The 19,603-nt window shown below is 57.1% G+C and carries 11 protein-coding genes and 1 pseudogene; all 12 read right to left on the reverse strand.

The features are described 5' to 3' along the window. Positions 1-10 precede the first annotated feature (10 nt). The 12 genes and pseudogenes from ACF8MI_RS07365 to ACF8MI_RS07420 all read right to left on the reverse strand — a co-directional run bounded on the left by ACF8MI_RS07365 (position 11) and on the right by ACF8MI_RS07420 (position 19,531). Complete coding sequence (locus tag ACF8MI_RS07365) at positions 11-4,015, reverse strand: cellulose synthase subunit BcsC-related outer membrane protein (RefSeq protein WP_392517440.1); 4,005 nt, start codon at positions 4,013-4,015, stop codon at positions 11-13. 5 nt (positions 4,016-4,020) lie between these two features. Continuing rightward, positions 4,021-5,238 (reverse strand): cellulose synthase complex periplasmic endoglucanase BcsZ, encoded by a 1,218-nt coding sequence (bcsZ, locus tag ACF8MI_RS07370; RefSeq protein ID WP_366516186.1) that lies wholly within the window; start codon positions 5,236-5,238, stop codon positions 4,021-4,023. Further along, the gene (gene bcsB, locus ACF8MI_RS07375) at positions 5,235-7,511 is read right to left on the reverse strand and encodes a cellulose biosynthesis cyclic di-GMP-binding regulatory protein BcsB (protein WP_200929028.1); all 2,277 of its coding nucleotides are present in this window, start codon (positions 7,509-7,511) and stop codon (positions 5,235-5,237) included. The genes bcsZ and bcsB overlap by 4 nt, the downstream gene beginning before the upstream one ends. After that, positions 7,508-9,679 (reverse strand): UDP-forming cellulose synthase catalytic subunit, encoded by a 2,172-nt coding sequence (gene bcsA, locus ACF8MI_RS07380; RefSeq protein WP_200929027.1) that lies wholly within the window; start codon positions 9,677-9,679, stop codon positions 7,508-7,510. Before bcsA ends, bcsB begins: the two co-directional genes overlap by 4 nt. Further along, entirely contained in the window at positions 9,676-10,827 is a 1,152-nt protein-coding gene (gene bcsQ, locus ACF8MI_RS07385; protein ID WP_200929026.1) for a cellulose biosynthesis protein BcsQ, read from the reverse strand. Before bcsQ ends, bcsA begins: the two co-directional genes overlap by 4 nt. A 464-nt stretch (positions 10,828-11,291) precedes the next feature. Continuing rightward, positions 11,292-12,059, reverse strand: a pseudogene (locus ACF8MI_RS07390) (IS4-like element ISPa1635 family transposase); the annotation flags it as partial. A 205-nt stretch (positions 12,060-12,264) separates the two neighbouring features. Then, a complete protein-coding gene (locus ACF8MI_RS07395) occupies positions 12,265-12,678 on the reverse strand; it encodes a hypothetical protein (RefSeq protein ID WP_200929025.1) in 414 nt (137 codons plus the stop codon). A 3-nt stretch (positions 12,679-12,681) separates the two neighbouring features. Continuing rightward, positions 12,682-14,700 carry an integrase gene (locus tag ACF8MI_RS07400; protein WP_200929024.1) on the reverse strand — a complete coding sequence of 673 codons (2,019 nt, stop codon included), beginning with the start codon at positions 14,698-14,700 and terminating at the stop codon, positions 12,682-12,684. Beyond that, positions 14,693-16,222, reverse strand: a complete 1,530-nt coding sequence (locus tag ACF8MI_RS07405) for a site-specific integrase (protein ID WP_200929023.1) — start codon at positions 16,220-16,222, stop codon at positions 14,693-14,695. The genes ACF8MI_RS07400 and ACF8MI_RS07405 overlap by 8 nt, the downstream gene beginning before the upstream one ends. After that, complete coding sequence (locus ACF8MI_RS07410; RefSeq protein ID WP_200929022.1) at positions 16,219-17,442, reverse strand: site-specific integrase; 1,224 nt, start codon at positions 17,440-17,442, stop codon at positions 16,219-16,221. Before ACF8MI_RS07410 ends, ACF8MI_RS07405 begins: the two co-directional genes overlap by 4 nt. Positions 17,443-17,584: 142 nt before the next feature. Then, a complete protein-coding gene (locus ACF8MI_RS07415) occupies positions 17,585-18,127 on the reverse strand; it encodes a single-stranded DNA-binding protein (RefSeq protein ID WP_104833549.1) in 543 nt (180 codons plus the stop codon). A 9-nt stretch (positions 18,128-18,136) separates the two neighbouring features. Beyond that, positions 18,137-19,531 carry an MFS transporter gene (locus ACF8MI_RS07420; protein ID WP_060499569.1) on the reverse strand — a complete coding sequence of 465 codons (1,395 nt, stop codon included), beginning with the start codon at positions 19,529-19,531 and terminating at the stop codon, positions 18,137-18,139. Between the last annotated feature and the right edge of the window lie 72 nt (positions 19,532-19,603).

The raw sequence follows: 19,603 nt of genomic DNA on the forward strand, positions 1-19,603 counted from the left end.
CCTTAAAAGTTTAATATGGAGATTGATGAGGGCTGACCGGCAGCGACAGTGGTCGGTATTGATCCTCAAACATGTAACGCAGGTATATACCGCCGTTCCATTGGCGGTAGTCTTGGGCGTTGTCGATGCCCAACTCTCCCCCCAGAGAGAAATTGCGCCCCAGTCGGTACTCGGCAACACCGTAGAGGCTGTAGCCGATACCGGTGCTGCTGGAGCCGTCGAACCGCGTAGGAACATCCACTCCTAGGGCCGCCACCTGCTCCAGGTTCCGCTGCATGTCCTTGTCGTTCGGGAAATATGGCGCCGAATCCGTCTTGATATGCTGAATCCCAACCGAGCCGCGCAAGGCATAGGTCCAGCGCTCGGTGCGCTGCGCCCAGCTCAGCGGCACCGCCAGCGAGAAGAAGTTCTGCGGACTGAAATAGCCGCCGTTGCCATAGGTGAAGTTGTTCTGATTGTTGTCGTAGGCGATGCCGGTGAGGCTCAGCCCCGCCGTCAGCATGCGACTATCGTCGTTGAGCAGATACCAGTAGATACCCGAACCCAGCTCCGCGCGGGTATTGGCCTTGACGTTGTTGCCGGTAAGCGCATGCAGCGCGCCATAACCGTAAACCCCCACGTCGCCATCGTCATAGCTGAGCTGCGCGCGGCCACCATTGGCGGTGACCCCGCCCCATTCGACATCGGTGCGCGCGTCACGGGCACCGGCGAAGGACACAAGACTGTCGGTTACTGCACGTCGTGACAGTTCCACGCTGTAACGGGCATGCTCACTGTCACCCAGCGGCCTCTCGACCCCAACGCCACCGATGATGGTGCTGTAGAGAAAGCCCATCGGGCTGACGCCGATATCGGCCTTCACGCCACTGGGTTCGTTTTCCCACGCCACGGCCAAGCCAACGCCGGTGTCACTCTGGCGGCCCACAGCCCCGGCTAACAGTGCATCGGCCCTGGCACCAGCCTCCTCCCTTCTGGTGTTCGCCCTGGCGACTGCCTCCTCGAGCTCACTATCAGTCGCATCAGGGTTTTCGGCGAGAAAATTGTCGAACTCGATCGCCGCAGTAGCGACAGCATTCCCATATTCAGTCGATGCGAAGCTGAGACCAGAGCCGAATCGCACCTTGGCCTCATTGCTGACGCCACCGGCATTGAGATTGACGGGCGTGACCCGCACAGCCAGACGACTGTCCCCCACCGGCAGGTTCACCTCGAATGGTGCTTGCACTTCAGTGATCTTGCTAAGCCCAGACTCACTGTCGTTGCTACGCACTGACAGCCCTTGCGCCAGGAATGCACTGCGCTCCTGGGTGATCTGATCCAGCGAACGGGCGGCTTCACTCATACCAGCCAGGCGATCGCGCGTGACCCCCTGTGCATCCACAGCGAAAGGATTGCCGACAGACGCACCAGACTGTGGGTACGGAGCAGGCGGCAGCCCGCTACCTATTTGCGCATACGATGACAGTGGGTCGGCTGTCTCGGACATGGCCTGCACAGGTGCAGGAATACCGACATCGCTGGTAACCCCAGAACCGACACCAGCAAAGGGGTTGCTGCCAACCGTAGGTGCGGCGGCGGCGAAACTTGGCGATTGCTGACGTTTCTCCTGGGCGACCACTTTGCGCAATAGTTCGGCTGCCGTCCCCGAACGCCCCAGCGAGCGGTAAACCTCGGCTGCCGACGTAAGAATTTGCCCATCCTGGGGTGCCAGTTCCAGCGCTTTTTCCAGCGAGGACTCGGCCAACGCCTTGTCATTGCGACGGGCTGCCAGGCCGGCCACAGCAACCTGCAGACTGGCGTCTTGAGGGTGCCGCTGCATCAGCGGCTTGAGCAGCGCCAGGGCTTTAGCCGTATCGCCATTGGCTTCGTACATGCGTGACAACGCCGAAACTGCCAGACGATCTTGCGGCCGCTGCGCCAGAGCCGGAGCCAGGGCTTCATAAGCCGCAGCCAACTGACCTCGTTCGCGCAATTGCTCAGCCTGCCGCACACGGTAGAGGAACAGCAGGTCGTCGTACTGACGACGCTCATCGACACTCATGCTGCGCCCCTTAAGATCGCGCAGGATCGCGGCAACCTCCACATCCTGCTCGGCCTGCAGGAGAACCCCGGCATAGCTGAGGGTCAGTGAGAGATCCTCACGCGGGCTGCTGGCAAGCAGACCACGCATGATGGCTATGGCGCGCTGCGGGTCACCTGCGTCGGCATAAGCCGAGGCCAATGGTGACAAACGCGAGGCTTTACCCTCTGCAGACTCTTCGAGTCGACTGAGGAATACGCGCGCCTCGGCTTTCTGTCCACTGCGGCTGAGATCGGCGATGCGCTTGAGTTGCAGGTTGAAATCGACCTCGGCGACCAGTCGATTCACATCGGCATCACGCTTGTTTTGAGGAATGCGCGCCAGAGCCTGCTGGGCCTTCTCCCACTCACCCAACTGGATCGACAGCAAGGCGTTGCTGTACAGCGCGTCGCGATCATTGGGCTGCGTGGCGAGCAAGCCATCCATCAAGCTACGCGCCTCGGCCACGGCGCCCATATCAACATACAGGCGCGCAAGGGAGAATCTTGCCCAGGCATTGTTCGGATCATCACGCAGGGCGGACTCAAGCGCCTGACGCATGGTTTGCGTATCTCCACGCGCCTCGGCCAACCGTGCGCGCTGCAGCGCCTGCGCAGCACGTAACCGACCGAGCCCGCCGAACGCCTCACGCTCGGCAGCTGGCAAGCTGTCTATTAGGCGCAGAGCCTCGTCCGGTTTACCCTGCTGTGCCAATGCATGAGCCAGACCACGCAGGGCGCGCGCCTCGCGAGGGCGTTGCGCCAGCACCTGACGATAGCCTACCTCGGCCGGCGCGGCCTGGCCTTCTTGGACCTGAAGGTCGGCGAGCACAAGCATCGCCTCGACATCCTTGGGTTTAAGGCGCCGCGCCTGTTCTAGCTGCTGACGCGCATCAGCGACGCGCTCGCGCGCCAGGCTGTCACGGGCACGCTGCAGCAGAGCCCAGTAACGCACGTCATCCAGCGCACTGCGCCAGGAGTTCCCACCTCTTTGCTGCACGGCCTTGGTGAGCAGCACCTCCGCATCCTCAAGACGCTCCTGCTTCTGACGAATGACACCCAAGCCGCCCAAGGCATCGGCATCATTCGGATAACGCTTAAGTCGCTCGTCGAACAGGCGCTCGGCCCTGCTCAAATCACCACTTTCCAGCGCATTGAACGCCGGCGTCAGCAATGTACTGGTCGTGACTGGGGCCGAGCGGGCGCTGCTCATCTGCCGACGGATACCCTCATCGCCAGGTACCTTCTGCAAGTAGCGACGAAATAGAGGAAGCGCCTCTTGACGGGGCGCCCCCAGCCAGCCCAACACCTCGCGCCAGGTCTCCAGAGCCTCGCTACCGACCTGCTGATGATCGGAAAGATCGGCCAGCCGGCGTAGCCCGTCCAGGCGGGTTGACTCATTACGGGTCAGTAGCTTGGCCAGGGCCAGCGACCAGTCCGCGCGCTCCGGCTGCTCCTGATGCAATCGTTCAAGGCCTTGCCGTGCTTCTAGCCAACCGCCCTTGGCATAGCCCAGATAGCCATAGTATTCGAACCCAAACTCACCTTGTGGCTGACGGTCACCCAGTAGGCGTCGATAGGCCTTCACAGCATCGTCCAATTCGCCGGACTCAGCTAAAATACGCGCCTGTTCTAGCTGCTGCTGACGCCCATGGTCTAGGAGGTATATATCCTGCTCCAACTGCAGGGCCGCGATCTTGGCCGCAGGCAACTGCTTGAGTTGCTGCAAATAACCGCGCGCCCTATCGAAGTCCTGCTCACCGGCTTCCAACCGTCCTAGCCAATAGAGCGCCTGGATATTCTGCGGCTGCTGCGCCAGCAAGCGTCCCCAGGCCTCACGGGCACGCTCGACATTGCCCTGCTTCTGCCAGTACTGGGCCTGTTTGAGCAGTGCCTGAAAAGCCTCCGCAGCAGCTACCGGCTGCGTCCAAAGCACACCTTGCAGCAACAGCGACAACGCACTTAATGTGAAGATGTGGCGCCGCGAGGACATGTCGCCTCCCACTTGAGATCAATGCCGCCATCGGGGCGAAAACTATATTGCTGCTCGAGCCAACCCAGAGCAAACAAACTTAGGACGAAGTCATAATAAGGGGGCTGACCGGTCTCCAGGCGCTGCGGGGAGACACTGAGCTTGAGCTCGTCGATCACGCGCCGCTGCTGCAAATCAGCAAGCCATGGCTGATTCATCGCCTGCAAATAAGGCACTAGCGCGGCAGAGAAGCCGAAGGAGCCCACTCCAAGAGTGGTGCCCTGAGCGATGTCGACTTTCTCGGGCGGTAGACCGTTTACGGCAACCGCTTTCGCCATGCCCGGCAACGCTTTCAGCACGGATGCTGCCAGTGGATCTTCGCGCGATACGAGCCCCGCCCAAAGGTATGTGCGGATGGCATCATAACTGCCGGTTCCGCCCTTGAGCATTGACTCCACAAATACACCTCTATTGGGTGCAACAGCACGGTAACCCACCCAGTCTGGAGCGAACCCTTTGGGGCTCGACTCCCCTATCAGCCTCGGCATGGCCCCACTCACCTGTTCCCACCCGCCTTGGGGCGATATCTTTTCCAAGCGACGTAGTAGCGGCAGCGGCAGGTAACTGGGATTAAGCACCCAGAGTCGGTCGGGCAAAACAAACCCCTGGTAGCCAGGCAGCAACATGCGCCCCAGCGCCGGAAGCTCGGCGAACTCGCGCTGTTCGATGTTGCGCAATAAGTGCTTGGCATCATCGATGTAACTCTGTTTCTGCCAGCGGTTGCCAGCCTCCAGCAAGGAGTAGACGAACCACATATCGGCGTCGGCAGCCGAGTTCGCATCAAGCACGCCCCAACTGCCATCATCCCTGCGTCCCCAGTACCAAGCCGGAAGATTCTTCTCAATGTCGCCACTAGCTAGGTTCATCACCGACCAGCTCCACAGGCGCTGAAAAGTGTCTCTATCGTTCGCTATCAGGGCGAAGAACATCGCATAGGACTGCCCCTCAGAAGAGCTGTGCTGCTGAGGCGTACTCGCATCAAGGACACGGCCGTCCTCCAAGATGAAATGCTCGGCGAAAAGTGGCCATAGCCACCAGTCTGTGACACCACAATTACGCTCCGCAGCCTGCGTCTGGCCGGCTATAACAAGTACTAGACAGATCGGCCAGCACCAACTCGTTAACCTACGCATCTTCACCGCCCTCATACGCTCAAACGTTGCCGCGCACGAGCACGAAGGCTGAGGAACAGCAACACGGTGGCCAAACCAACGCCAAGGGCTGTCAGCACCAGCATCAGCCCTAGGTGCCGTGACAGCAGCCACTGCAAATAACGGAACCAGCCCAACTCACCAATGAAGTACTGCTCGTCAGCGACCAGCGAATTGATACGCCTACCATTGACCACGGCAAGGCTGCCCTGAATCGACCGCTCGTAGTTCTCGCCACCACGCAGCGCTGCTGTAATGTCGCTCAGACCCTCGGGGGCGCTAGCCACGATAACCACCACGCTGCGGCCACTGGTCAGTGGCGACTCGAAGCCAGCCAGGTAGTTGCTCACTGCTCCACGACCAAGAGTAACGCTGCTACGGGCACGGCGTAGGTTGGCGCGCTGATCGCTGACCACCCAATCGCGTAACTGATGCACCAGATCGGAAAACTCGAAGCGCGATTGCCCGTCCAGTGCAGCCGGAAGGTATTGCGCCCAACGCTGCAGCAGCGGCTGATTCGAGCCAGAGCCAATCACCAGAAGATCTCTATCCCGCAGCACAGTGTCGTCATCAGCCTGCACCACACTGAGCCCGGTAGCCGGCAAACCGGTTGAGTTACCGAACCGACCAAGTACATCAAGCATCGCGGAGATATCAGCAACACCGGCACTGCTCGGCATGACTACAGCCGTCTCTGACAAGTCGGCCATCCGCGTAAATGGGAAGCCACTGTCCTGGAAAACACCCAGGTTAGGCATCGCAATGAAATGCTTGTAGCCACTGAGATCGATGGTTGAGTCAGGTTCAATAGTACCGCGCATGTTGTCGATGATGATGTCGCGGCATTCGCCCTGTTTGATGTAATCGTACATGAAGCGCAACTGCAGAGCGGACTGCAGCGGCAGGCTATCGAGCGGAATGCGCAGGTGCGCCTCGCGCAGCAGGGTATCGTCCTGTTGCAGCTTGGCCATCAGACCCTGCTCGTCCTGCAAACGCTCCTGCGAGGGCAGCGGCAAGGACTTGATGAACTTACCGCTGACGCTGATCAGCAATGAAGAGTTGGTCGATTGCGGCTGCGGTGTGAAGCGATACTTCACATGCATCGGTACACCGCTTTCGCGCCAATTGAACAGGTCCGGTGGCAATCGCATTGGCAAGCTGATGGTACCCGGGTCATAACCCGATACGCTCAGCCCCTTGGGATCGATCAACTCAGCCAACCGCACAGGGCGATCACTGGGTAACCAGTTCGGCGCATCGTAAGGTTTGCGCGATTGCAGGACGGTCAGCTCGGAGATCTCAGCGGCTTCCCCGGTCAGCACTCGGCTACCACTGACCAGCGCAAGAGCGGCCTGCTTCAATTGTTCGCCGTCACGCCCGGCAATGACCAGAAGTTTGCCATAGGGGTCATTGGGATTAGTGTGTACGCTCAGTGTTGGCCCATCGACGAGCCCCGTGTCGAAGCCAGCTACCTTGCTTTCACCAACCAGCATCACGATCGCATTGCCCTGCGCCGGGAGCTGCTCGGTACTGACCGGAAAACGCGCACCACGATAGCTGGCCAGAGCACCGAACCAGGACGCTACCACGCCAGCAGCCTCAAGCGTACGGTTGTCCGGCGCCCCTGCCAAGACGAAGGGCAGCTCAAGCAAACGCGAGTCCCGTGCATCGAAGAAGGGCAAGGGCAACAGCGACAAATCGTTAGCCAGTGCCAGCGGTATGGTCTGGAGATCCAACTGGCTATTGTTGCTGACCTTGGCCCACAGACTGGAGTGCAAAGGGTCTTCGCACTGCATGGTGTAGTGGCCGATCAACTGCAGGGTCAAGCGATTGAACTCGGTGACCAGATGCGCCGGGATCTGCACGGATTGCTGTTGCATGCTACCCGCTGTTTCCTTCGGCAGAGCAAGACTGGCCGCAACCTGATCGTTGACTAGCACATTGAGCTGAGAGAGTTCCGGAATAAGCGCTGGCGAGTAGCTGTACTCCAATTGTAGGCGCGCGTCCGTTACCACCTGATCAGCGCGCACATCGAAACTTACGCTATCACTGCCCTCGATACCCCGCAGGTTCATCACGTAGTTAGCGCCCAACTGTTTCAGCGTCGCGCTGTAAGTTGGCTCGAAGGAGACTTGCGTATCGCCCTCAACAACTTCATCCGTGAGTTCTTCGCCATCGGCCCAGGCCGAAGAAAAAACCAGGAGCGCCAGCAAGGATGAAAGGGCGAAAAGAGTCCGAGCTTTAGGTAAGCCAGAGTGCAGAGCGATCATGAATTCCTCGGATTTGTAATTGCCAGATCGGATGCGGAACGAGGCCGACGGCTCATTTCATCAAGCGTTGCGCGCGTGAGTTGTCGAATGCCGCGCCAGCCGATCACACTGACTTCCGCCAATGCAGTAAGTGGTGTGTCGACAACCCCCTGCCCCCAAGTCGAAGCCCAGGTATCGGCGCGGGAGAAAGTCATACGCGTCAGCTCGAATTGCTGCCGCAGATTGAGGTCGATGAAGCTCAAGCCGACAGTAGTGCCTTTGCTAAACACCACTTTGGCCGGCAGCTGACACGTCTCATTACCACGACTGAGCGAGACCTCTAGCTGCTGACCATGGGTAATTTCCATCCCTGCCGGCAGGTTGATACCCATTCCGCGCTGGGAGAAGTCATTGGTTTCACACGCCATGCAGGTGCCATCGGGCAGATATAGCTCGACCGGCAGCTTGGCAAACACCCTTGGTTCAGCGCGTATCTGTCGAGTTTCACTGGCCACAGCCACCGCGGCAGAGCTGATCACGATGTTGTAAATCGTCCAGGCCATGTTGATCAGTAGAGTCGTCGTACTGGCGTCGCCGTCGAATAAAAGCTTGAGCACACCCACCAAAGCACCGAGCAGATTGAGCAAGAGCACGATGATGTAGGGGCGGGCCATCTTCCAGTCGAAGTATCCCTTATCGATCATCCCACCCTTGGCCGTGACGTTGAACTTACCCAGCCTGGGGTTGACCATGGCCAGTAGCACAGGCCGCATGATGTACCAGGCAAGAACGGTCTCGTAGACCTCATTCCAGAAAGAGTGTCGGAAGCGCCCCTGGATGGTCGAGTTGGTCACGCTGGCAATCAGGATATGTGGCAAGGCGTACGCGAGGATCAGCAACGCGGGTGCCTGGAATATCTGCGCATCGAACATCAGATAGGCCAGAGGCGCGGTCAAAAACACCAGGCGTGGCAAGCCATAGAAGAAATGCAGCATGGCGTTCAGGTAGCAGAGCCGTTGCCCGAACGATAGCCCCTTGCCCAACAGAGGGTTGTCGGTCCGGAAAATCTGAGCCATTCCACGCGCCCAACGGATACGCTGCCCAATATGTCCGGAAAGACTTTCAGTCGCGAGCCCTGCGGCCTGCGGCAGAGCAAGGTAGGCCGTGTTGTAACCGAGCCGATTGAGCTTAAGTGCAGTATGTGCATCCTCGGTTACGGTTTCCACGGCGATACCCCCGATTTCCTCGAGCGGCGCACGACGAATGATGGCGCAAGAGCCGCAGAAGAAGGTCGCATTCCATAGATCGTTACCGTCCTGCACCAGCCCGTAGAACAGCTCACCCTCGTTCGGAACGGTGCGAAAGGTATTTAGGTTTTTCTCGAATGGGTCCGGGGAAAAGAAGAAGTGCGGAGTCTGCAGCATTGCCAGCTGTGGATCCTTGAGGAACCAGCCCATCCCCACCTGCAGGAAAGAACGTGTCGGCACGTGGTCCGCATCGAAAATGGCGATGTACTCGCCGCTAGTCTGGCGCAGTGCGTTATTGAGGTTGCCGGCCTTGGCGTGACTATTATCCGTGCGCGTGATGTAGCCAACCCCTGCCTGTTTGCAGAACCGACGAAACTCGTCACGACGCCCGTCATCGAGCACGTAGATGTTGAGCTTGTCTCGGGGCCAGTCGATTGCCTGTGCGGCCAGAACGGTCAGGCGAATGATGTCCAGCGGTTCGTTATAGGTAGGAATGTAGAGATCGACGCTGGGCCACTGACGACTGTCAGCTGGCAGAGGGTAGGGTCTGCGCTGCAGAGGCCAGGCCGTCTGCACATATCCAAGCAGAAGCACAAGGAGCGCATACAGTTCGGCAGCGACCAGACCGTAACCGAACGCTATATCCAACGGATCTTCGAAGCCTAATGACGAGGTCAGGCGCCAATACATATAGCGCAACGAAGCAATCACCGACATGACGATCATCGCCAGAATCGCAAGTCGCCCAGCTTTACGCCGCAGCAAAAGTGCAACCCCCAGACATATGACGCAAAACGTCATCTGCGCTTCTAGATCAAGGGGCGCAGCAATCACCACGACCAGCAGAGCGGCCGCCAGCAAGCCGAGTAGCGCTGAACACCAGGTAGAGCTGAGTAGACTGCCCACCGACGCGGGCAGCGTGCGACCTTCATCGCGACTCATATTGCTGCACACACCGCAGTAGCGGCTGCGATACGTGCGACCAGAGCACCTGAGCAATCCAGAATATCGCCACTCGCCACGCTTTGCGGGTCATACTCCAAAATATTGCGGTTGTAGGCCAATGCATCACCAATGGACGGGTCGTGATGCACCAGACCCAAAACTTTCTTGCCTAGCAACTCCTGAAGAATGCACGTGATATCACGACTCAATTTCCGAGCCTCATCCACCTGATTAATGAGGTAGGTTGTCCCCATAAAGCTCTTACGCCCAGCAGTGTAAGCCTGTATCAGCCCCTCGATCCTGGGCAGCGCTGTATAGGACGCTGCATCGGCAAGACTGACGACCACCGCCTCATTCGCCACGGATAAAGCCTGACGCAGGTAAATAGAGGGGCCAGGTGGCGTATCGATAAAAACGACAGCCCCTTCTTCCAGATCCATCGCGGCCAAGCGCTGGGCAAGCCAGTCGGGTGTGATGCTCAGCTGCTGCTCAAAATCAAGCCGCCGCACTTCGTCGATATCGCCGTAAGGCAATACGAATACACCACTGTCACTCGGCATACCGCAGACATGCCAATCCTGCTCAGCGTGCGCGATACCTAGAGCCGAGCAACTACCTACTCCAACACGGGCCTTGAAATGATGTTGCAAGGCATTCTGAGGATCCAGATCCAAGGCCACCACTGGCCGACCGGCACGTTGCATGACCGAAGCAAGGCTGGCAGATAGGGTCGTTTTACCCACACCACCTTTGGCCGAAACGACCGCAATCACTTTGACGCGCTCGAGCAAAGACTGCGCAGAGGGGGCCTCCGCCTCAACAGAGGGCGACACCTCCCTACGCGCCCGCTCGGTTAATAACTCTTGAAGACCGGTCGACGACCAAACGGAGGCATCACTACTGACCACAGGAGCCACAATGGTGGAGCTGCGCTTGATCTTGAGGACGTGCGTCTCAGCATCGTCAACGGGCTTTTGTGCATGTACCCCCTGGGCGTCGCCTCCTGCGACATCAGCCTCAGCAGATTCATGCGCCGAGCTCTCTTGATCTGCATACTGCAAATCATTATGAGGAATTTCCTGATAATGCTCAGGACGGCCGCCAAACCACTTGAACAAACCACTGATATCGTTCGATAAACTCATATAAAGGTACTGAAATAGGGTTTAAAGAGTGGCAGCCAAAGTAAAGGCGTCAAAATACAGGCAAATAGCGTCATCTAATAATTCATGCGTCAATATATTAAGCATTGACATATAGTGTCAAGATGACATCTGTCGGTTATTTTCCTCACGCCCCTCCCTAAGCAAGAGACTCGATGCCCGCACTAGCGTTATCAAGTTTGAAATTTAGGGCGCAGGCCACAGACCAATGTCATCAACCTAAGCTGCAGCCCTGCCCAAGGCAACCCCCCCGAAGCAGCCAGCCGCCATGGCCATCGGGCGATGACCAGGCCTCTGCCGCTCAATCAGCCGGTCTAGCTGGGCTGGCGGTGATGTGATCATCGTCTGTTCCGGCTGTCTAGGCGAGATTTCTCGTTCTCCGGACGAGCCTATGCCGACCGCTTGTGGCCAGCTTTTTTGCACGGAGGTTGGGCGGTGGTGTTTCTTCAGCGCGTCGGTTTGTAGCCCTCACAACCTCGGCTGGCTGCGCGTTTGCGTTGGCGCGCAAAGCTACGGCCTGAGCGTACGGCACTGAGGCTTTTAGCCATCAAGGCCAGCACATTGCTCAGCCCCTGAGCACAGTGCCGCACCAGCAGCTCGACCAGGGTATTTTTGAGCCGTGACACGCCTTGGGTGAAGTTGACTTTCCATCGCAGCTTGCGACCTTTGTGGCGCTGTTCGATGATCGGCTGTAGCAGGTGCTGCATCAACAGCGCCAGGTTCTTCAACAGTTGAGCGGCATGAAAGTCCTGCTTTACAGCGGTCACGCTGCGGCCGCTGAAGTTGTCCAGCGTCAGGGTTTGTTTGAGGCGACGGAAGTCGGTTTCGATGCCCCAGCGGCGGTGGTAAAGCTCGGCAAACACCTCAGCGGGAAAGGCTTCTCGATCCAGCAGCGAGGTCAGCAATACTTCGCTTTCGCCGTTGGCCAACTCGACCCGGATCAGTCTCAGCTCGATCTGGCTGGCAGGATCAACGCCAGCCTCGGAGCAGAACAGACGTGCTTCAGGATGGTTGGCCACGAAAAGCTGTGTGTCTTCAACTTGGCCAGAGTGTAGAAACGCTTTGACCTGGGCGTTATAGCCACAGGGCAGGCGCATCAGAAAGTGCCGCTGTTGCTGCGCGAACAGCGCGAATAACCAGTGCCCAGGGTAACCACGGTCAAACAGCGTCAGGCTGTCAGCCGGCAGGTGCTCAAGGTGCAGATGGGCACAGTCTATTGTCCTGTTGTCGCCGAATTAAAGGTGGCGACATGTTTATTAATCAAATTAAGGATACAGCTCGAATGGAGCCATAACGCAATCGCGGGGTCGGCGAATAACTTTCCTTGTCCTCTCGTCTATCCTGTGTCCAGGCTGGGCATTCGTAGCGGTTGGATGGCCGCATAATTTGCGTCAGCGGTCTCACATGGTGGCCGCCCGCCTAGCCCTTCTTCTCTGATGAATCGCGGTCAATGGCGGGGAGCGGCGCATCAAGCTTTGCGGGTGTCATCCCGTACTTGTAGGCGTTGTACTGCCAGGTAGCGAACCGTTGCAGCAGGAGCTGATTTTCACGCTTTAGCCGATCATTTTCGCTTTCGAGACGACTGATACGCTGCTCTGCAATAGCCAAGCTTGCTGGTCTCTTTGAGCTTTGGAATCCGGACTTGATCTGCTCTTTTTTGAGCGCGAATGCCGTCTTGACGCGCTCATGGGCATTCAGTGTCTGCCTAGTAGGCCGCGTACCGATCAACGGAGCAACTGCATCACATAAACCATCCCAAGTCAGCTTGTCCCGCACACTGTCGATCTGGTTGATGATGATATCGATGTCTTTTCCCACTAGATGCTTGGCCATGATCTAAACCCCCAGCAGCTCGCGCAGTTCATCGACTTCCGGTTCCTCAATATCTTTAGCTGGGGCTGACAGCTTAGGTGTTGCGGTCTTAGCGGCGAGCACACGCTTTAGCGGACTGAACTCCTGATCATGTCGCATACGAATCACTGCACCATTTGCAGTATCAGGCGACTCAAGAATCTGAATCAGCTGTTCAACTCTCTCGAGTGTCTTGATCTGATGCGCTGTCCAACGGTCAACACTGCCCATATCGAACTCACCAGAACTGCTGGCGTCCTGCGCTTTCTTGAGTTGCAACCGAATACCCTCGCGCTGCTGCGTCAAACGCTGCAATTTCCTGTCATCGCCTTTTACGCACACCTGCTCCGTGCAATTAAGACAGTCACGATGTTTCTGGCAGGGCAACATCGAAAAGTCGTGGACGCAAAAGCCGTACTCAGTCACATGAGCAATACCCTCGCCCACAGCTTCAAGATCGGCAAAGCTCACCGGCATATTGGCCTTGATTTTTGCAAGCGCCGAGCCGACACCAACACCCTTAGCTAGAGCCACGTACTCATCGGTGGACATGTGGTTGTACGTGGCATTTTGGTGGATATTTGCCCGACCAGACCAGCGGGCAATGTATAGCTCACCAAGGGCGTTCTGCTGACCGATGGTGTTCAAATAGTGCCTAACCTGGTGAGAGGTCATCGATATTTCAGACCCGTCCACATTCTTATAGCCATTGCGCGTCCAAATGCTTCTTTCTTGGCCATCGATATAATTCAAATCGGTTGTGAACGTACTCTTGGAAGGCACCCACAACAACACTGGACTCGGGCTCATATCACCACGCAATTCGTTCCAGCGGAAGCAGCAGAGCGCATCCGAGTACTTAATATGCCGTCCCTTGTTTTTCCATGGCCAGCCTTCGGGTAACTGGCTGTGGCAATAGGTATTTAGGAACGCGAGGGTCAACGGCGCGCCCGTGACCTGAAGCATCTGATAAGGCTCATATTTCTTGAAATATTGCCTTAGGGCAGTTCGCGAATTCTCGTTAGACAAACCCAGCGCTCTGCACGCCTGCTCATCGGTCAACGATTGCGTTTCGGATACATTGGGGCAGTTTTCATGGCGATAAAACTTGTCAGGATTCTCTTCGTACCAACGCGCTAGCTTTCGCCCCGCGTCGGATAGCACCGTGAGCCGCCGAACAGCCTCGATGGCAGTCTCGTTGAAGACCTCAGAAGACCACTTGATGTCAGAGCCAAACCCCTTTCCGCCATAAAACCGAAGACCAACGCACTTGGTGCTCTGGTCATCATCTTCGAAGTGTAGGCAGTTAACAGGTAAGTCCTGAATCTCAGTAATGCGCGACGGTGCACACATCAACAGAGCGAATATCGACGTAGTGAATCGGTCTCGCGGCGCCTGAAGGTCATTTGCGAACATCTCAGCCATCCAGTCCAACCATTGCTCATCTGGCATCTTCGCATTGCGCTTAGCCTTGCCCTCCGAGTCTGTCCGGATGATCTCTGCAGGCTTCGAGATCGGATTTTTCCAGATAATTTGGCGCGGGATTATTCCGCTGTCATTGAGGAACTCAACGAGCTTGCGAAGGGCAATTCCAGATTGATAAGCGGTCGCTGGGGTTTCGCGCGCAACATCCACAGCAATATCCATGACATTGGCATCGACCAAGGTGATATCGGCCCTGCCTTTGACCTGTAACAAGGCTTTTTCGATGCACCGAATGGCCTTGATTTCATTTTTGAGCTTTGTTGGGTTGTGGCCCTGTTGGTAACGCATATAGGCCTTGGCGAACGGGATGATCTCTGCGCTCAGCAACTGTTCTTGCGAGTACCCGCGCGAGGGCGCTCCAGCGACAGTAAAATTGCATACTTTTGGCCAAGCATGGCTTTCCCAGTCAAGATTGACCCCGAACACTGTCAGCTTGTCACGGCACATGGCAATGAACGCTTCCAGATTAGCCCTAGCATCAAGCTCTGCTTTAGGCTTAAAAAGCAGAATATTAGACATACCCTGCCTCCCCCCTCATTGCCTTACAACGATTTACAACATCGCTGACGGCAAGTATCAGACGATCATTGACGGAAGCAATCTTCAGATCGCCTGTCTGCTCAAAGACGCTTTCACGCCCTTTGATTAGCCCGTCAAGGACGGTCTCGTGAGGGCCATCAAGCCACGGCTGAAAGTTATTGCAGGTGTAACAGGCAATGGGGGCTAGCGCCCCGCAAAACCCATAGCTGCCGCATGTACCAACACCTTTCGCCCCATTAGTGATGCGACTACTGGGGTCGTTGCCACGTATCGCGTCGCTCTCAGACACGATAAGCACACCCTGGAATGCCTGGGCGATAGGTCCGAGCCGCAGGGCTACTGCTTTGTTGATGTGCTTAACAATATCGGGGATATTTTTGACGTAGACGCCGACATGCTGCGTGTCAGAGTGGTCTAGCGCCTCAGCAATCACGTACTCACGCTTGCCCTCACGCGCCAAGTTCGTACCCAACGTGTATCGGAAGCGATAGGGCGTAAGGTTGATTGGCAGGCCGGTGCGCTCGCTGATGACGCTGATTGCTTCTGAAACCCGACACAGTACGTTGCCCGTATTGCTAGTTCGCATGTGCAAATAATCCATCTTCAGCTGCTCTTCCAAGCTGAGATTGGGATCGAGCACGCTAAGGTTCGGAAATAAGGGCAATTCTGGAACCAGCTTTGAGGCCACTTCGGCGCCGATCATGCCTATGAATTTCCTCTGAACAGCCGCCGCCTGCTGTTGCAAAACAAGCCAGAGGTCTTCGCTGATCGGAAACTTGTTAAATGAACTTCGCCAGCCCTGAAAATGCTGCTTTGCACGCGGGAAGTTGATAAAAAATCTGTCTATGCCGTCTTTGCTGGTCTGCTTGATGAGGTCCTTGACCTTCAACGCGGCGACCTGCACTCGTCGCCGACCAGTCAATGCTAAAATGAGTGTAAGTGCGGTATCCCCTAGCGCCAGACGCCCCTCACCAAAAGCAGTAATGACGGCCTCGACCACGCCTTGCATTTCAATATCGGTCAACGGCCCAGATTCAGGGCACATCGACTGGACGGCATAACCTCGCTCACCAGCACTGAGGCGCCACTTACACAGTATCTGAATGACCTCATCAGCAATGCCAGGGTGCCCCATTGCATGCCACTGCTTGATGAAAGTGCGCACTGCAGCCAACTGCCACTCGGATGTTTTGTCGAGCGTGGAGCGGTACGAGATCAACGATTCGACGCTAAATGGCTCCTGGCCGGCGGTCGCATTTAAATAAGCCTTGCAGTGGTAAAAAAAACTTTGCGCATACCCCGGCGAAGCTGTTGTGGCATAAAACGCGAGCACATGACGAAATGACAAATTCAGGTCTGCACTCAACAGGCTAGTGATTGCAGCAACGGGGAAAGTGGAGTCCTTGCTAAGCCTCCACCGATCATCGCTGAGCCTGAACGTATAGCCTTCCCGCGAAACAAGCCCTTCATCAACTACTGCTAGCGCAGATAGTGCAATCATGCCTTGCCTCCCCTGCTTAGATAGCGATCTTGCAACCCGAGAACCGCCTTAGCCGCTTCCTCTTTGATGTGCCGCTTGTTGTATGTCGCTGCCGTTCCAGATGTCGGACTCCAGCCCATCAGGTATGAGCGCACTTGCTGCTCTCGCTCAGGCGAAACGCCTTTTCCATCCAATTGTTGAGAGAACATATAATTCCAAGCGTGGCGCAACGCGTGGGCATGCACACCATCAAACTCGGGCCCTACACTCTTGATTTCGAACATAAACTTTGCGAATCCGGCAATCGACAGCGGCCGACCACAAGACGGGCCGGCTTTGTGCGTCACGAATAGATAGCCGTGCTTTTTCGCCCCAGGCACTTTGCTCCGATATTTGAGTACGTAGTCGTGAATGCGCTCAACCAGCAAAGGATCTACCGGAATGGTGCGTTCCCGCGTCTTCACGACGGGCTGATATGCGCGCAGATCACCTTTTGCATCCGGCCGTCGCACGATCGATAGCTTATTAGCAGCAAAGTTGATGTCCTCAACTTTCAGGCTCAACAACTCACCGCGCCGCATACCTGTTACGCGCAAAATGGCGATCATTAACGCATTGCGAACCTGCACCTCATAACTTTTAACCGGATTGCCCTCACTGCCAGGCTTGAGCACATTGTCGAGCCTGTCGAGCAATTCAACATCGAGATGAATCTCATCCCGATCCTTTTGCGACTTATTGGAAATTTTCGGGCGACAGGCTCTGATCGTGCTGACCATAGCCTGAATACGTTTCTTAGCTTCTTCAGAGCGTTGCTGAAGCTGGACCGCGAGGAAACCAAGGTAATCCGCAACGACCGTCAGGCGGGCATATTGCACCTTGGTCGAGACCACCTTTGACTTGTGCCTGCGCGCAGCGATTGAGGTGACCTTCCTTTCAGGCTTCGCATCGCCATCTATTGAGCGCTGCATGAAATCGCGTAACGCGTGAATCTGATGAGCCTCGAGATGCACACCGCAAGCAAAACAAGACTCGATATCGACTTTGCAGTCGCGCTGCCAATCGTAGAGCGCCTTTATCGCACTCAAGGCATTTCTGAGGGTATTTACCGCCCTACTGCCACCTCGGACGACTACGGCGGCGTACAAAGCTGGGAAGTAAAGGGGCATCCCGCTTTCATCAACGAGAAGCATATAGCGCTCGCCGCCATCAAAGATGACATGCCTAACCGAAAGCCCCATGACCGCCTCCAAATAGATACGTTTTTACATGGTATTCAACTTATTATTTATGTCAATGATATTTTTACACATGCAAAAACACAAAACCCCCGATATACGGGGGTTCTGGAGTAAAAATTTACGTTTTTATCTTAGGTCAGGGCTAGAACGGAATATCGTCATCAAAGCTGTCAAAGTCAGCCGCCGGCTGTGGCGCTGGCTGCTGCGGCGCCGGGCGCTGAGGGGCCTGTTGCGGGCGTTGGGCCTGCTGACGTGGAGCCTGGTTGTACTGTTGCGGCTGGCCGCCACCGTAGTTGCCGCCACCCTGATTGTACGGGTCGCCGCCCTGCTGCTGGCCCTGCGGACGGCCACCCAGCAGCTGCATGGTGCCGTTGATGTCGACGATGATCTCAGTGGTGTAGCGCTTGATACCGTCTTTTTCCCACTCACGGGTCTGCAGTTTGCCTTCGATGTAGCACTGCGAACCTTTGCGCAGGTACTCGCCGGCGATCTCGGCAACCTTGCCGAACAGCGACACACGGTGCCACTCGGTACGCTCTACCTTCTGGCCCGACTGCTTGTCGGTCCACTGCTCGCTGGTAGCCAGGCTCAGGTTGGTCACGGCGTTACCGTTGGGCAGGTAGCGGACTTCGGGATCCTGGCCACAGGTGCCGACCAGAATGACTTTGTTAACCCCACGGGCCATAACGTTCTCCTAGGCTTCGCACGCCGAAGAGGCTGGGTTCACCAGTCGCTCGAGGGTCGCACGGTCCAAAATTTTCGTATCCAGTTTGATATAGATAGCGGCTTCTTCAGCCACCACCACAGCGTCGGTCACACCCGGCACGGCCATCAGGCGCTCGGACAGGCCGGCTTCACGGACTGCCTCAGGCGTCAGCGGCATGCGCAGACTGGTCACATAAGGCGGCTCGTTCATGCGCAGGGCGACGACCAGCCAGATGGCACACAGCACCGCGCAACCGAGGAACACCGTGTCCAGCCCACCGTGCTGGAACAACCAGCCACCGAGAATGCCGCCCAGCGCCGCACCAAGGAACTGGCTGGTGGAGTAGACCCCCATCGCCGTCCCCTTGCCACCGGCAGGCGACACCTTGCTCACCAGCGAAGGCAGCGATGCCTCCAGCAGGTTGAATGCGGTAAAGAATACCACGGTGCCAATCACCAGTCCGCGCAAACCGTCAGCCCACTCCCAGAAGTATATCTCTGTCAGCAGCAGGACACTGACAGCGCCGGCCAACACGCGTTTCATCTTGCGCTTTTTTTCGCCGTAGATGATGAACGGGACCATTGCAAAAAATGAGATGAACAGCGCGGTCAGGTACACCCACCAGTGCTGCTCCTTGGGCAGCCCACCGCGCTCGACGAAGGCCAGCGGCAGCGCGACGAAGCTGGCCATGAGAATGGCATGGAGGACGAAGATGCTTATGTCCAGGCGCAGAAGGTCCGGATGACGCAGGGTTGGGCCGAGTGCCTGGCGCGCCACGCCCGATTCGCGGTGCTGCAGGATGCTATGCGTGTTGGGCACGACAAAGGCAATCAGCAGGATGCCTACCAGGGCAAGCCCCGCCGTGGTCAGGAACAATCCTGACAAGCCGAAGGCACTTGTCAGCAAGGGTCCGACGACCATGGCGACGGCAAACGACAGGCCGATGCTCATGCCGATCATGGCCATGGCCTTGGTCCGGTGTTGCTCGCGGGTGAGATCGGACAACAACGCCATGACGGCGGCAGAAATCGCACCGGCGCCCTGCAAAACACGCCCGGCGATCACGCCCCAGATGGAGTCGGCCTGGGCCGCCAGCACACTGCCCAGGGCGAAAATCACCAGCCCCAGGTAAATCACCGGCCGGCGGCCGATGCGGTCGGAGATCATCCCGAACGGGATCTGCAATACCGCCTGAGTCAGGCCATAGGCGCCAATGGCCAGGCCGATCAGCGCAGGGGTGGCGCCGGCCAGGTCCATGCCGTAGGTAGCCAGTACCGGCAAGACCATGAACATGCCCAGCATACGAAAGGCAAAGACCAGAGCAAGGCCGCCAGCGGCGCGGGTTTCGCCGCCACTCATGCGCTCGTTGTGGGTGTCGTGCATGGATTAACCTCGTGTGAACCGGCGGCGATTCTATCAGTCCGACAGCGTAACGGCATCTACGCGACGCTTTGC

It is taken from the genome of Pseudomonas sp. yb_9, assembly GCF_043103635.1.
GTDB lineage: Bacteria > Pseudomonadota > Gammaproteobacteria > Pseudomonadales > Pseudomonadaceae > Aquipseudomonas > Aquipseudomonas monteilii.